12 protein-coding genes and 1 riboswitch are annotated in these 14,744 nt (G+C 32.7%); of the genes, 11 read left to right on the plus strand and 1 reads right to left on the minus strand.

Translation table 11 applies throughout. From position 1 onward, the window contains the following. Positions 1-361: 361 nt before the first annotated feature. From BN2665_RS10500 to BN2665_RS10520, 5 genes are all read left to right on the plus strand, one after another. Positions 362-1,255 carry a sulfide/dihydroorotate dehydrogenase-like FAD/NAD-binding protein gene (locus BN2665_RS10500; protein ID WP_055667053.1) on the plus strand — a complete coding sequence of 298 codons (894 nt, stop codon included), beginning with the start codon at positions 362-364 and terminating at the stop codon, positions 1,253-1,255. A gap of 42 nt (positions 1,256-1,297) precedes the next feature. After that, the gene (gltA, locus tag BN2665_RS10505) at positions 1,298-2,680 is read left to right on the plus strand and encodes an NADPH-dependent glutamate synthase (protein ID WP_055667054.1); all 1,383 of its coding nucleotides are present in this window, start codon (positions 1,298-1,300) and stop codon (positions 2,678-2,680) included. A 302-nt stretch (positions 2,681-2,982) separates the two neighbouring features. Continuing rightward, positions 2,983-3,930: a DNA-3-methyladenine glycosylase family protein gene (locus BN2665_RS10510; RefSeq protein ID WP_055667055.1), complete on the plus strand. Its 948-nt coding sequence runs from the start codon at positions 2,983-2,985 to the stop codon at positions 3,928-3,930. Positions 3,931-4,216: 286 nt separating this feature from the next. Next, positions 4,217-5,707: a 4Fe-4S dicluster domain-containing protein gene (locus BN2665_RS10515; protein WP_055667056.1), complete on the plus strand. Its 1,491-nt coding sequence runs from the start codon at positions 4,217-4,219 to the stop codon at positions 5,705-5,707. A 168-nt stretch (positions 5,708-5,875) separates the two neighbouring features. Continuing rightward, a complete protein-coding gene (locus BN2665_RS10520) occupies positions 5,876-6,577 on the plus strand; it encodes a TVP38/TMEM64 family protein (protein WP_055667057.1) in 702 nt (233 codons plus the stop codon). A 163-nt stretch (positions 6,578-6,740) separates the two neighbouring features. On the opposite strand, the gene BN2665_RS10525 is transcribed toward BN2665_RS10520, so the two are convergent. Next, positions 6,741-7,382, minus strand: a complete 642-nt coding sequence (locus tag BN2665_RS10525) for a TIGR01906 family membrane protein (RefSeq protein WP_055667058.1) — start codon at positions 7,380-7,382, stop codon at positions 6,741-6,743. A gap of 318 nt (positions 7,383-7,700) precedes the next feature. Between BN2665_RS10525 and groES the strand changes: the two genes are divergently transcribed. The 6 genes from groES (at position 7,701) to guaA (ending at position 14,524) form a co-directional block, all read left to right on the plus strand. Next, positions 7,701-7,985: a co-chaperone GroES gene (gene groES / locus BN2665_RS10530; protein WP_055667059.1), complete on the plus strand. Its 285-nt coding sequence runs from the start codon at positions 7,701-7,703 to the stop codon at positions 7,983-7,985. A 41-nt stretch (positions 7,986-8,026) separates the two neighbouring features. Beyond that, a complete protein-coding gene (gene groL, locus BN2665_RS10535) occupies positions 8,027-9,652 on the plus strand; it encodes a chaperonin GroEL (RefSeq protein ID WP_055667060.1) in 1,626 nt (541 codons plus the stop codon). Between the two features lie 228 nt (positions 9,653-9,880). Continuing rightward, positions 9,881-10,639, plus strand: a complete 759-nt coding sequence (locus BN2665_RS10540; protein WP_154674914.1) for a prepilin peptidase — start codon at positions 9,881-9,883, stop codon at positions 10,637-10,639. Continuing rightward, the gene (locus BN2665_RS10545; protein ID WP_055667062.1) at positions 10,605-11,129 is read left to right on the plus strand and encodes a type II secretion system protein; all 525 of its coding nucleotides are present in this window, start codon (positions 10,605-10,607) and stop codon (positions 11,127-11,129) included. Before BN2665_RS10540 ends, BN2665_RS10545 begins: the two co-directional genes overlap by 35 nt. Before the next feature lie 179 nt (positions 11,130-11,308). Next, positions 11,309-11,406: riboswitch (purine riboswitch) on the plus strand. 109 nt (positions 11,407-11,515) lie between these two features. Continuing rightward, positions 11,516-12,970: an IMP dehydrogenase gene (gene guaB / locus BN2665_RS10550; protein ID WP_055667063.1), complete on the plus strand. Its 1,455-nt coding sequence runs from the start codon at positions 11,516-11,518 to the stop codon at positions 12,968-12,970. A gap of 21 nt (positions 12,971-12,991) precedes the next feature. Further along, entirely contained in the window at positions 12,992-14,524 is a 1,533-nt protein-coding gene (guaA, locus tag BN2665_RS10555; protein WP_055667064.1) for a glutamine-hydrolyzing GMP synthase, read from the plus strand. The last annotated feature ends 220 nt before the right edge of the window (positions 14,525-14,744 follow it).

Here is a 14,744-nt window from a genome sequence, read left to right on the forward strand (position 1 = left end):
TGTGAAGATCTCCTAATTAAGTATCCATAAAAGCGAAACTCTCTTGATTTTTATGTCAAGAGAGTTTTATTAAATATATAAAATTTAAACATTTACATATATTAATTTGACAATTTAGAATATTTTTTGTTCGTTTAATGTTAAATAATAATCAAAATTTTAAGAAAAATAAAAAAGTATAAAAATTAAATCACTATTAATAATAGGCCAAAACTTTTTAATATTACAACTATGCTTATATGTGTTATAATATTTATGTTTATAGAGCATAAATAGGCGGTTTAAAATAAAATGATAAATAATTTTGTAGAAAATTGCCTATATATTAAAAAAGAACAGATTAATACATGGAGGAATGAAAATGTACAGAATAGTAAAAAAATCCTTACTAGCACCAAATATTTATCTCATGGACATAGAGGCGCCAAGAGTGGCTAAGTCTTGCTATCCTGGTCAATTTGTTATAGTTAAGATGGATGAAAAAGGAGAAAGAATTCCTCTTACCATCTGCGACTATGACAGAGAAAAGGGTACAGTGACTATTGTATTCCAAACCCTAGGACAATCCACTAAAGTAATGGCTACTTATGAAGAAGGTGAAGCTTTTGCAGACTTCGTAGGACCACTTGGACAACCTTCTGAAATGGTGCATGAAGATTTAGAGAGCTTAAAAGCTAAGAAGATAATGTTCATAGCTGGAGGGGTAGGAACAGCTCCAGTATATCCTCAAGTTAAATGGCTTCATGAAAAAGGCATCAAAGCAGATGTTATAGTAGGAGCTAAAACTAAGGACATAGTTATATTAGAAGAAGAAATGAAAACTGTAGCAGAAAATCTATATATAGCTACAGATGATGGATCTTCTGGCTTTAAAGGCTTAGTTACAGATCAATTAAAGGACTTAGTACAAAATCAAGGAAAGAAATATGATTTAGTGGTAGCTATAGGACCAATGATAATGATGAAGTTCGTAGCAATGCTTACTAAAGAATTAAATATTCCTACTATAGTAAGCTTAAATCCAATAATGGTGGATGGTACTGGTATGTGCGGTGCTTGCAGAGTAACTGTAGGTGGAGAAGTTAAGTTTGCCTGTGTTGATGGCCCAGAGTTTGATGGACACTTAGTAAACTTTGATGAGGCTATGAGAAGACAAACTATGTATAAATCAGAAGAAGGAAGAAAGGTACTAAAGACAGAAGAAGGAGACACTCACCATCATGGTGGATGTGGCTGCGGTAGGCATAATGATTAATAATCATTATGTGCGCGAAAGGAATACAAGGAGGGATAAATAATGGATAGAATGAAGAGAACCCCAATAAAAGAACAAGATCCAAAAGTAAGAGCTAATAATTTTGAAGAAGTATGTTTAGGATATTCCTTAGAGGAAGCAGTTTTGGAAGCATCAAGATGCTTAAATTGCAAAAACCCAAGATGTGTTGGGGATTGTCCTGTTTCTATTAACATACCAGAATTTATAGAGCAAGTTAAAAGTGGTAACATAGAAGAAGCAGCAAAGATTATTGCTAAATCTAGTGCACTGCCAGCAGTTTGTGGAAGAGTCTGTCCACAAGAAAGCCAATGTGAAGGAAAATGTGTCCTTGGCATAAAAGGTGAAGCAGTAGCTATAGGAAAGCTTGAAAGATTTGTAGCGGACTGGTCAAGAGAAAACAAGGTAGACTTAAGTGAAGTAGAAGAAAATAAGAATAAAAAGGTTGCAGTAATAGGAAGTGGACCAGCAGGGCTTACCTGTGCAGGCGACTTAGCCAAAAAAGGCTATAATGTAACTATATTTGAAGCACTACATGAGCCAGGTGGAGTTTTAGTATATGGTATTCCGGAGTTCAGGCTTCCAAAGGATACTGTAGTTAAGCATGAAATAGAGAATGTTAAAAAGCTTGGAGTAAAAATTGAAACTAATGTTATAGTGGGAAGAACTGTAACTATAGATGAGCTTATGGAGGAAGAAGGCTTTGAGGCAGTATTCATAGGCTCTGGAGCAGGACTTCCAAACTTTATGGGCATACCAGGTGAAAATGCTAATGGGGTAGCTTCTGCTAACGAATTCTTAACAAGAAACAACCTTATGAAGGCCTTCAAGGAAGAGTACTCCACTCCTATAAGAGTTGGACAGAAGGTAGCTGTAGTAGGGGGAGGAAATGTGGCTATGGACGCTGCTAGAACTGCTTTAAGACTAGGAGCAGAGGTTCACATAGTTTATAGAAGATCTGAATCAGAGCTTCCAGCAAGAGTAGAAGAAGTACATCATGCTAAGGAAGAAGGAGTAATCTTTGACCTTTTAACTAACCCTACAGAAATATTAACCGATGAAAAAGGCTGGGTTAGCGGAATGAAATGCGTAAGAATGGAGCTTGGAGAGCCTGATGCTTCAGGAAGAAGAAAGCCAGTAGAAGTTCCAAATTCTGAGTTTATCATGGATGTGGACACAGTAATCATGTCCTTAGGAACTTCACCAAATCCATTGATTTCATCAACTACAAAGGGTCTAGATATAAATAAGAGAAAATGTATCATTGCTGAAGAAGAAACAGGTTTAACCTCTAGAGAAAGGGTATATGCTGGAGGAGATGCTGTTACAGGAGCAGCTACAGTTATTTTAGCTATGGGTGCTGGTAAGAAGGCTGCTAAGGCTATTGATGAGTTCTTAAGTAAATAAAAATTACGAAAAAATATGAATTTATAAAGCGTGGCTAATGATTAGCCGCGCTTTGCTTTTATAAAAATATAATCATAGATTTTTCGCAGAGTAGAAAAATTAAATATAATTGTGCATTGTGAATTGTGAACCGTGAATTAAAAAGTCATTTTCGTAGTTTTCCATTTGATTTATTCTTTGACTTTTGTAGTTTTTTATCAGAGTTAAGGGTCTTGTATATGTATATAATCATTGTTATAATTTAAAAATATAATAAAATAATAATTAGTTAATAAATGCTATTATAAGAAAAGGGTGATAATATGGATTTTAAAAATATAGAGGTTTTTGAGGATAGAGTTGTTATAAAAGAGGCTAAAAATTTTGAGTTACCTCATGTTTTTGATTGTGGTCAATGTTTTAGATGGGATAGGCAACCGAATGGAAGTTATATAGGTGTAGCTTTTAATAGGGTAATTGAAGTGGAGAAAAGTGGAGAGGATGTAATTTTACATAATTGTAGTGAAAAAGATTTTTATGATATATGGATTGAGTATTTTGATTTAAACAGAAACTATAATGACATAAAGGTTGAGCTAAGTAAGGATGAGCTCTTAGGCAAATCTGTAGATTTTGGCTATGGCATAAGAATATTAAAACAAGATCCTTTTGAAATAACTCTATCCTTTATTATATCTGCTAACAATAGAATACCTATGATAAAGAGAGTTATAAAAAATATAAGCATGAAGTGGGGAAAGCCTATGGAATATAAAGGTCAGGTTTACTATAGCTTTCCAAAGATTGAAGTGTTAAAAGAAGTTAGTCAAGAAGATTTAGAAGCTTGTGGTGTAGGTTTTAGAGGAAAGTACATAAAAGATACAGTAGATAAAATATATCAATGTAATAAATATATAGAAGAGAACGCTCACGCTGTCCAAGAGGAGAAAGAAATTATTAAATATGATTTAAAGAGCATTAAGGCATCAAGTGATGATGAATGTCACTGCAGATTACAAGATTTTTCCGGTATTGGGCCAAAGGTAGCGGATTGTATAATGCTTTTTTCCATGCAAAAATATTCTGCTTTTCCGGTGGATGTATGGGTTAAGAGAGCAATGCAGCATTTTTACTTAGCTCCAGATGTTTCCTTAAAAAAGATAAGGGATTTTGGAAGAAATAAATTTGGAGAGTTGTCCGGCTTTGCTCAGCAATATTTATTTTATTATGCAAGAGAGAATAATATAAATGTAGAGTCAGAGACAAAATAATTAATAACATCTAAGATACTAAAAATCAGGAGAAGATGCTCCAGGGTTTTTAGTATCTTTTTATTTAGTAATGAATACTTTTTTAAGCTCATTTATTTAGAAAATTTAAAATAATTTAATAATTAAAACTTTGTTATGTTTTTAACTTTACTCTGTTATAATAATAATAACTAGTTTTTATCGGACTTTCAGAAACTGTACTACTGTTTTTAGAAAAAAATAAAATACAATATGAGAGTTTGTATTTAGAATTTCATATTTATAAATTTTAGAGGGGGACAAAAAAATGTTTGTTTTCGAAACTCAATTAAAAAAATTAAAGCATGAAGTATTAAAGCATGTAGCTGTTTTAGCTAAGGAAGATAGGCTTACTAAAGAGGAACTGGAAAAAGTACCTTATGATATAATACAAGGAGATAAACCTCAGTACAGATGCTGTGTTTATAAAGAAAGAGCTATAGTAAATGAAAGAGTAAAATTGGCTGCAGGATATTTGCCAGATGGATTACAAAGTGAAGAACTGGTAGATATAAGACCAGAGGAACAGATAATATATGTTATTGAAGCAGCCTGTGATAGATGTCCTATTAATAAGTATACTGTAACAGAAGCCTGTAGAGGATGTATAGCCCATAAATGTATGGAAGTTTGCCCTGCAAAGGCTGTAACTAAGGTCATGGGCAAGGCTTATATAAATCAAGAGTTATGCAAAGAATGCGGTATGTGTAAGAAAGTATGTCCCTATAATGCTATATCAGAGGTGCTAAGACCATGTAAGGTGTCTTGCCCAACAGGAGCCTTAGATGTAAATACAGAGGACAGAAGGGCTATGATAAAGGAGTCAGATTGTATTAACTGTGGAAGCTGTATGGCGGCATGCCCTTTTGGTGCTATATCAGATAAAAGCTTAATTGTATCTGTAGCTAGCAGATTATCTAGAGGAAGAAAAATGTATGCAGTGGTAGCGCCAGCTATTGCCGGACAATTTGGAAATAAAGTTACTATGGGACAAGTTAAAGAAGCATTTAAGCAGTTAGGTTTTAAGGATATGGTAGAAGCTGCTTGCGGTGCAGATGTGGTTACAGTGCATGAAAGTAAAGAATTTGTTCATAGAATGGAAAATGGAGATAAGTACATGACAAACTCCTGTTGTCCAGGATTTTTAAGCTTTATTGAAAAGAAATTTCCAAGTGAGGTAGATAGAATATCTACTACTGTATCCCCTATGGTAGCTACAGCTAGATATATAAAGAAAAATGATCCAGAAGCTAAGGTGGTATTTGTAGGACCTTGTACTGCTAAAAAGAGTGAGGCTTTAAGAACAAGTATAAGGGATGCAGTAGATTATGTATTGACCTTTGAAGAGATAGCAGCTTTGATGGATGCCTTTAATATTGACCCGGAAAACTGTAATGAATCAGTGGTAGAGGATGCTTCAACCTATGGAAGAGGATTCGCGGCAGGAGGAGGACTTACAGCGGCTATAGAAAACTACGTTAAAGAAAGTGGTACCTCAGTGGATTTCAAGCCAGTGAAGGTAAGTGGTGGTATGGAAATAAAGAGAACAATGACCATGGCTAAAGTAGGAAAGCTTGAAGGAAACTTTATAGAAGGAATGATGTGCGAAGGTGGATGTATAGGTGGACCAGCCACTGTGCTACCTATATTAAAGTCTAAAGGCTTATTAAATAAATTTAATAACCTTTCAACTAAAAAAACAGTACTTTCCAATGAAAAAATAGAAGATTTTCATGAAATAAATTTAGAAAGGCTGTAATATATTTCTTTTAAAATGAAAGAATAAAGAGAAGTCATTAATTCTGATGATTCTCTTTATTTTTTTTACATTGTTTTGTTATAATGTTTATAAGAGTACAAATTTTTACAAAGATTATCATCTTTAGATAAAGATTATTATTTTACGGTGAGAGAGGAATAGTGCTTTATGAAGAGGTTTCTAAAAGAATATAAAGCTCAAATAATTCTTGGTATACTTATATTGTTTTTAATGTTTATAGCCTATGAGTATTATTATAAATACTCTGAAATCTTTAAAAATCCTCATAGGATTAAGAAATTTATAATGAGTTACGGCAATTATAGCATCTTGGCTTTTATAATTCTTCAAATACTCCAGGTTATAGCATTTTTTATACCTGGAGAACTGGTACAAATTGCAGGAGGATATATTTATGGTACTCTTTGGGGAACTATAATATCTTTACTGGGGATAACCTTAGGCAGCGCTATGGCTTATTCTATATCTAATAGATTTGGTAAACCCTTTGTTAAAAAGTTAATTTCCCAAAAGGATACATGGCTCCTTCATAAGCTTGAAGAGCTAAATTCAAAGGGTAGCGAAGGTAATAAGTTGAATAAGGTGATTCTAGTATTATATCTGATTCCTGGAATACCTAAAGATATTTTAGCGTACATATGTGGTATTTTAGAAATTACCTTTAAAGATTTTATTTTATACTCTACTTTAGGAAGGATACCAGGAATATTCATATCTGCTTATTTTGGTGCAAAATTTTCTAAGGATAATATGATAATGCTTATTATAATTGCGGTGGTTATGACTGCGTTATTTCTTGTAGGGGTCTTAAAAGGGAAGAGTATTATTTCAAAGATTACGCATAAATAATAATGGACAGGTAACTTTTATTTAATGGCTAACGCAGGATTCGAAGAACTCAATAAAGAAAAATTTTTTTCCACTAATGTTACAAAGAATTGTGGAATTAAAAACTGCGACTAATGATTAGCCGCAGTTACTTTTAAAAAATATAAATTGTAGGTTTTATGAATTAAGAAAATTGCTTCTTAGTTTTCTTGTAACAAATCAATAATATAATTGATAGTATTAATAGCATCACAAGTATTAATACCGCACAGTGAAAGAAAAACTCTTGGGGAAGTACTGTTATTATAGGATCCTTCACTGGATCAAAGAGCCAGTAGTCGTTTTTAAAGAATAATTTATGAAAAATAGTAAAGGACTTATCAAAATCTATGACAAAGGGTAGGGCTAAGGTTATAGGAAGTATTAATAATAAATAGGCTGTAATTTTTAAAAATCCAAATTGTCTCTTTTTAAATAGGTAAAAACCGGAGGCTAAGCCTAAAACTAAGCATGTCCAAAACAAGTAATTGAATTTAATAAATATAGCCTTTACCTCCTCAAAGTGAATTTTACCTTCTCTAGACATAGCGAAGGTATTAAATTTTAACTCAGATTTATTATAGGGATCTAGATAATCTATCAATGTATTATAATCTTTAATTATGGCTGTCTTTTCAAAACCTGATTCTTGAGAAATCTTTAGGTAATCTATATCAAAATAATATAGTTGTTTAAAATTTAAAGTAAATTTTACTGACAGTGAAATAAGAGTTAGAGCTATTAGTAACGAACATACAAAACTGAAAAATTTTTTTGACATTAACATTATAAACACCTCATTTTTAGGGAATAATCATATATGTATTTGTGATTTTAGGTCATATAAACTATTATATATGAAAAATTTAAATATAAAAATAGCAATATTTAATAATCAAGAGAAAATATATGTAATATTTAAATATTTAGAGTTATTTCATTTAAACGGCAAAATTTGAATACTAAAGATAGATGAATAAATTTGAATTTGGTTGAAGCTTTCTTTATTATAATAATTGTATTAGCACTCAACATTAACGAGTGCTAATAAAATGATTAAGTGAATAATTAAAAATATATAAAAATACTTTAAGGAGGGGTTTTAATGAGAATTAAGCCACTTGGAGACAGAGTTGTTATTAAAAGATTAGAAGCTGAGGAAAAAACAAAAAGCGGAATAGTATTGACAGGTACAGCAAAGGAGAAGCCACAAGAAGCTGAGGTTGTAGCAGTAGGACCAGGCGGATATGTAGATGGAAAAGAAGTTAGAATGGAAGTTAAAGTAGGAGATAAAGTATTATTCTCCAAATATGCTGGAACAGAAGTTAAAATAGACGGAGAAGAGTATACTATTCTAAAACAAGATGACATATTAGCAATTGTGGAGTAAATTGTATTTAGATTTAGGTAGAAAATAGGAGGGTAAATTAAATGGCTAAAAGTATAATATTAGGCGAAGAAGCAAGAAGATCTATGCAAAAGGGTGTTGATATTCTTGCTAACACTGTAAAAGTAACTTTAGGACCAAAAGGAAGAAATGTAGTATTAGATAAAAAATTTGGTGCTCCACTGATCACTAATGATGGCGTAACTATAGCTAGAGAGATAGAATTAGAAGATCCATATGAAAATATGGGAGCTCAATTAGTTAAAGAGGTTGCTACAAAGACAAATGACGTAGCGGGAGATGGAACAACTACAGCTACATTATTAGCTCAAGCTATAATAAGAGAAGGGCTAAAGAATGTAACAGCTGGAGCAAATCCAATGCTAGTTAGAACTGGAATAAAAATGGCTGTGGAAAAAGCTGTAGAGGAAATTGCAAAAATATCAAAGCAAGTAGATGGAAAAGAGGATATAGCAAGAGTTGCAGCTATCTCTGCTGGAGATGAAGAAATAGGAAAGTTAATAGCTGATGCTATGGAGAGAGTAGGTAACGAAGGTGTTATCACTGTAGAAGAATCAAAATCCATGGGAACAGAATTAGATGTAGTTGAAGGTATGCAATTTGACAGAGGTTATGTAAGTGCATACATGGTAACTGACGCAGAAAAGATGGAAGCTGTATTAGAAGATCCATATATATTAATTACAGACAAGAAAATATCAAACATACAAGAAATATTACCAGTGTTAGAACAAATAGTTCAACAAGGAAGAAAACTATTAATCATAGCTGAAGATGTAGAAGGAGAGGCTATGGCTACATTAGTAGTTAATAAATTGAGAGGAACCTTCACATGTGTTGGAGTAAAGGCTCCAGGCTTTGGAGATAGAAGAAAAGAAATGCTTCAAGATATAGCTATATTAACAGGTGGAGAAGTTATATCTGAGGAATTAGGAAAAGACCTAAAGGACGCTACTTTAGATATGCTAGGAAGAGCTGAAAGCGTAAAGATTTCCAAAGAAAACACTACAATAGTAAATGGAAAAGGCGATAAGAAAGCAATCCATGACAGAGTGTCTCAAATAAGAATGCAAATTGAAGAAACTACTTCAGAATTCGATAGAGAAAAATTACAAGAAAGATTAGCTAAATTAGCTGGCGGAGTTGCTGTAGTAAAAGTTGGAGCAGCAACTGAAACAGAGCTAAAGGAAAAGAAACTAAGAATAGAAGACGCTTTAGCAGCTACAAAGGCAGCTGTAGAAGAAGGTATAGTGCCTGGTGGCGGAACTGCTTACGTTAATGTTATAGGTGAAGTTGCTAAGCTTACTTCACAATATGCGGATACTCAAGTAGGTATCAATATAATAGTAAGAGCTTTAGAAGAGCCAATGAGACAAATAGCAACTAATGCTGGAGTAGAAGGCTCAGTAATAATTGAAAAAGTAAAAAATAGTGAAGCTGGTATAGGATATGAAGCTTTAAATGGAAACTATGTAAACATGATAAAAGCTGGTATCGTTGATCCAACTAAGGTTACTAGATCGGCTCTTCAAAATGCTGCATCTGTTGCATCTACTTTCTTAACTACAGAAGCTGCAGTAGCAGATATTCCTGAAAAGAATCCAGCTCCAATGCCAAATCCAGGTATGGGAATGGACGGAATGTACTAAAATAGAGTTTGCTAAAAACTCCTCGATTTTCGAGGAGTTTTTTTATTTATTATAATAGGTTTCAAAATGCATAAAAATTTTTATTAGAACGCAATGAGTTTAACTTTAAAGTTTAAAAGAGTTATTCCTTATTTGAGTAACTTATGATTAATTTATTAAATAGAGGCAATAATTGAAGAAAAAGATAAATACATATAATTCATTTAATTGAATATGTTAGGAGGGAAAATGAGATATTTTATTATAGTTTTGTATGGTTTAATATTAGGAAGTTTTTTAAATGTATGCATATATAGGATACCTAATGAAAGGTCTATAATAGTTCCTAGATCTCATTGTATAAACTGTAAAAGAAATATTAAGTGGTATGATTTAATTCCCATTATAAGTTACCTGTGGCTGAGAGGACGATGTAGATATTGTAAAAGTAAAATTTCCATTCAGTATTTATTTGTTGAATTATTAACGCCTTTGATATTTATTTTTATTTATAACAGCTTTGGGTTAAGCTTTTATTTTTTTAAGTATATTATTTTTATAAGCTTTCTAATAGTGATATCTCTCATTGACCTAAAAACTACTGATATATATATGATTACTACTATTCCAGGAATTATTGTCGCTTTAGCCTTTGCTATAATTGAAAATCTTATATACAAAGATGGAATATATAATTATATTTTTGGTTCCTTGGTAGCTTCTTTAATTATATTCATTATAGTGTATTTAACAGAGGGCATGGGAAAAGGCGATATTGAAATTTTTGCTTTGGTTGGAATGTTTGTTGGAGTAAAAGTTTCAATATTAATTATACTTTTATCTTTTGTATTAGGAGGATTAGTAGCAGGAACGCTAGTAGTAACAAAAATTAAAAATAGGCAAGATTACGTGGCCTTTGCACCATTCATTGCTTCTGCATCATTACTTTCTATATTTTGGGGAAATAGAATTATTGACTTATATTTTACCTATTTTAAATTACTATAGTAATTTAAACACAAAGATTAACTTAGTAAGGAGGAGATTAAGAATAAATAATAATAGTAAAAAAAATAAAAAATACGGTTTTACACTTATAGAGTTGATTATAGTATTAGCGGTGATGGCTATAATAGGTTCAATATCTATACCTAATCTTGTGGCAATAAGAGAAAATGCTAAAATAAAGGCTGACATACAAAGCTGTGAAGTGGTTAAAAGGATAATAACAGCTTATGTTGCAGATGGAACTATTGAATATAATGTAAATAAAGTAGGAACCATAGTATCGGGAAAAGAAGGGGTTACTAGTACCACATTTACAGCAACGGAAAAGACTAAGATAGATGAGGTATTAAGAGATGTTAGAGAACCTCAAAGTAAAAAAGGTGTAAAATTTGAAAATGGTAAGCTGCTTGAAGATAATCTTAATAATGCCAATAAATATCAAATAAGAGTAAATATTTCTGGTGATGTTGATGTAACTATAGTAAACTAGATAGTCAAGTTATATAGATTAAGTTCTTTTTGTATTCATAAAAAGTACTTTGAGTAATAAATTCTGATTACAACTAATAAAATATCTCTAAAAAATTATGTTGAATTTATTCTGATAATGCAGTATAATACTAACAAACATTCTATAAAAGAAATATTTATTTCAAAATTAAATTAAAGATGAATGAGAATATTCATGCTCATATATCCCCATAATAAGGTTGGGAGTATCTACCGGAAGCCGTAAATTTCCGACTATGAGTGATGATTGATTTTGCTTTTATTAGCATATTAATCTTCACTTATCATAGTAAAGATTAATATGCTTTTTTGCTATTTATAAACTAGTAGAAAACTTTTTATTTGAATAGAAAGGGAGATGAAATCATGGCTAAAATATGGAAAACAGCTTATACCTTTGATGATGTACTATTAGTGCCAAACAAATCAGAGGTTTTACCAAAAGAAGTAAGCTTAGGCACAAATTTAACTAAAAAGATAAGACTTAATATACCTCTTATAAGTGCAGGTATGGATACGGTAACGGAATCTAAAATGGCTATCGCTATTGCAAGAGAAGGTGGTATAGGAATTATTCACAAGAATATGACTATAGAACAGCAAGCTAGCGAAGTAGATAGAGTAAAAAGACAAGAAAATGGTGTTATAGCAGATCCATTCTATTTATCACCAGATAACACTATAGAAGAAGCTCTTAGCCTAATGAGCAAATATAGAATATCTGGAGTTCCTATAACCACAGAAGGTAAGTTGGTAGGCATTATAACCAATAGGGATATTGTGTTTGAAAAGAATTATACTAAGAAGATAGATGAAGTAATGACTAAGAAGGACTTAATAACTGCTCCTGAAGGAACTACTATAGAAGAGGCAAAAGAGATTTTAAAGGCTCATAAAATTGAAAAATTACCTTTGGTAGATAAAGATAACAATTTAAGAGGGCTAATAACAATAAAGGATATAGAAAAAGCTATAAAATTCCCTAATGCTGCTAAGGATTCACAAGGAAGATTGCTTTGTGGAGCCGCAGTGGGAGTTACTTATGATATGATGGAAAGGGTAGAGGCTTTAGTTAAGGCTTCAGTAGATGTTATCACTGTAGATACAGCTCATGGACATTCTATGGGAGTAATCAATGCAGTAAAAAAAATAAAAGAAGTTTATCCTAATTTACAGGTTATTGCAGGAAATGTTGCTACTGCAGAAGCTACAAGAGATTTAATCGAAGCTGGAGCAGATTGTATAAAGGTAGGAATTGGTCCAGGGTCCATATGTACAACCAGAGTAGTGGCAGGAGTAGGAGTTCCTCAACTTACCGCTGTGATGGACTGTGTAGAGGAAGCAGAAAAATATGGTGTTCCAGTAATTGCAGATGGAGGAATTAAATATTCAGGAGACATAGTAAAGTCATTAGCAGCAGGAGCAAAGGTGGTAATGATGGGTTCTATGTTTGCAGGCTGTGAGGAAGCTCCAGGAGAAGTTGAAATTTACCAAGGTAGAAGCTACAAGGTATATAGAGGAATGGGATCCTTAGGGGCTATGGCTTGTGGAAGTAAGGATAGATATTTCCAAGAAGATAATAAAAAGCTAGTACCTGAAGGGGTAGAGGGAAGATTAGCCTATAAGGGCTATGTAGCAGACACTATATATCAGCTTATTGGAGGCATTAGATCAGGAATGGGATATTTAGGATCTAGAACTCTAGAGGATTTATATAATAATAGTAGCTTCGTGGTGCAAACTGCTTCAGGCCTAAGAGAGAGTCATCCTCATGACATAAATATTACAAAAGAAGCTCCAAATTATAGTATAAATCAATAATAAACACTTTTAGGAGGAAATATGAAACAAGATTTAATATTGGTAATTGATTTTGGTGGACAGTATAATCAGCTTATAGCAAGAAGAGTGAGGGAATGTGGGGTTTATTGCGAAATCATTCCATATACTTATAGTATAGAACAAATAAAAAACAAGGAACCAAAAGGTATTATTTTCACTGGAGGACCTAATAGTGTTTATGGCGAAGACTCTCCTAAGATATCAAAAGAAGTTTTTGATTTAGGATTACCTATCTTGGGAATATGCTATGGACATCAGCTAATGGCCTATACTTTAGGTGGGAAAGTAGAATCACCAGAGGTTAGAGAATACGGTAAAACTTCCATAAAATTAAATAATTCCTGCGAAATATTTAAAAGCATGCAAGAAAAAAATCAATGCTGGATGAGCCACACAGATTTTGTATCTGAGGTTCCAGAAGGATTTACTATTGTATCCTCTACGGAACAATGTCCAGTAGCTGCTATGGAAAATAGAAGTAAAAATTTATATGGAGTTCAATTTCATCCAGAAGTGGAACATACACCTTTTGGTAAATTAATGTTGCAAAATTTCTTGTTTAATGTATGTAATGTAGAAAAAAATTGGACTATGTCATCTTTTGCAGAAGAAAAGGTAAGAGAGATAAGAGAAAGAGTAGGAAATAAGAAGCTAATATGTGCTCTATCTGGAGGAGTGGATTCCTCTGTGGCTGCAGTTATGGTTCATAAGGCTGTAGGTAAGCAGTTAACTTGTATATTTGTGGATCATGGTTTACTTAGAAAAGATGAGGGAGACACTGTAGAGAAGATATTTAAAGAGCAATTTGAGATGAATTTAATAAGAGTAAATGCTCAGGAGAGATTTCTAGGTAAACTAAAAGGCGTTTCAGATCCTGAGAAGAAAAGAAAGATAATAGGAGAAGAGTTTATCAGAGTTTTTGAAGAAGAAGCTAATAAGTTAGGAGATATAGGTTTCCTAGTACAAGGAACTATATATCCTGATGTAGTTGAAAGTGGAACAGGTACTTCTGCGGTTATTAAGAGCCATCACAATGTAGGGGGATTACCTGAAAACATGCAATTTGAGCTAATTGAGCCTTTGAGAGAGCTATTTAAAGATGAGGTAAGAGCTGTGGGAGAAGAGTTAGGTATACCACATAATTTGGTGTGGAGACAACCTTTCCCTGGCCCAGGATTAGCTATAAGAGTATTAGGCGAAGTAACGGAAGAAAAGCTAGAAATAACCAGGGAAGCAGACGCTATCTTCAGAGATGAAATAGCTAAGGCAGGTTTAGAGGGTAAAATATGGCAGTATTTTGCTTGCTTACCTAATATACAGTCCGTGGGGGTAATGGGAGACGAGAGAACTTATTGCCATACCATAGCACTAAGAGCTGTAACCAGTTCCGATGGAATGACTTCGGATTGGGCACAAATTCCTTATGAAGTGCTAGATAAGATTTCTAGGAGAATAGTGAATGAAGTTAAGAATGTTAATAGAATAGTCTATGACATAACCTCAAAGCCACCAGCAACCATAGAGTGGGAATAAAATAACCTTGAAAAAACAGAAGGGATGGTAGTATCTTATCCCTTTTGTTTACCATGTCTTAATATATAAGCGTCCTTTAGCCATGGCGGCATAGCTCTTTATAAGCTTAAAATTTCTGCCTAGGTGAGGAGGCTTTTTTTATATTCTAAAACCTGTGCCGCTTTAGGTATCTTATCAAAAATAACTAGTCAATGAAATTTTATACTATCCCTTCATAAGT

Origin of the sequence: Desnuesiella massiliensis (assembly GCF_001403615.1) — a bacterium.
In the GTDB taxonomy this organism is placed as follows: domain Bacteria; phylum Bacillota; class Clostridia; order Clostridiales; family Clostridiaceae; genus Desnuesiella; species Desnuesiella massiliensis.

Excerpts from the sequence above, each read along its gene's own strand:
- BN2665_RS10500 (WP_055667053.1), top strand. The coding sequence starts at position 362 with ATGTACAGAATAGTAAAAAAATCCTTACTAGCACCAAATATTTATCTC.
- gltA (WP_055667054.1), top strand. The coding sequence starts at position 1,298 with ATGGATAGAATGAAGAGAACCCCAATAAAAGAACAAGATCCAAAAGTA.
- BN2665_RS10510 (WP_055667055.1), top strand. The coding sequence starts at position 2,983 with ATGGATTTTAAAAATATAGAGGTTTTTGAGGATAGAGTTGTTATAAAA.
- BN2665_RS10515 (WP_055667056.1), top strand. The coding sequence starts at position 4,217 with ATGTTTGTTTTCGAAACTCAATTAAAAAAATTAAAGCATGAAGTATTA.
- BN2665_RS10520 (WP_055667057.1), top strand. The coding sequence starts at position 5,876 with ATGAAGAGGTTTCTAAAAGAATATAAAGCTCAAATAATTCTTGGTATA.
- BN2665_RS10525 (WP_055667058.1), bottom strand. The coding sequence starts at position 7,382 with ATGTTAATGTCAAAAAAATTTTTCAGTTTTGTATGTTCGTTACTAATA.
- groES (WP_055667059.1), top strand. The coding sequence starts at position 7,701 with ATGAGAATTAAGCCACTTGGAGACAGAGTTGTTATTAAAAGATTAGAA.
- groL (WP_055667060.1), top strand. The coding sequence starts at position 8,027 with ATGGCTAAAAGTATAATATTAGGCGAAGAAGCAAGAAGATCTATGCAA.
- BN2665_RS10540 (WP_154674914.1), top strand. The coding sequence starts at position 9,881 with ATGAGATATTTTATTATAGTTTTGTATGGTTTAATATTAGGAAGTTTT.
- guaB (WP_055667063.1), top strand. The coding sequence starts at position 11,516 with ATGGCTAAAATATGGAAAACAGCTTATACCTTTGATGATGTACTATTA.
- guaA (WP_055667064.1), top strand. The coding sequence starts at position 12,992 with ATGAAACAAGATTTAATATTGGTAATTGATTTTGGTGGACAGTATAAT.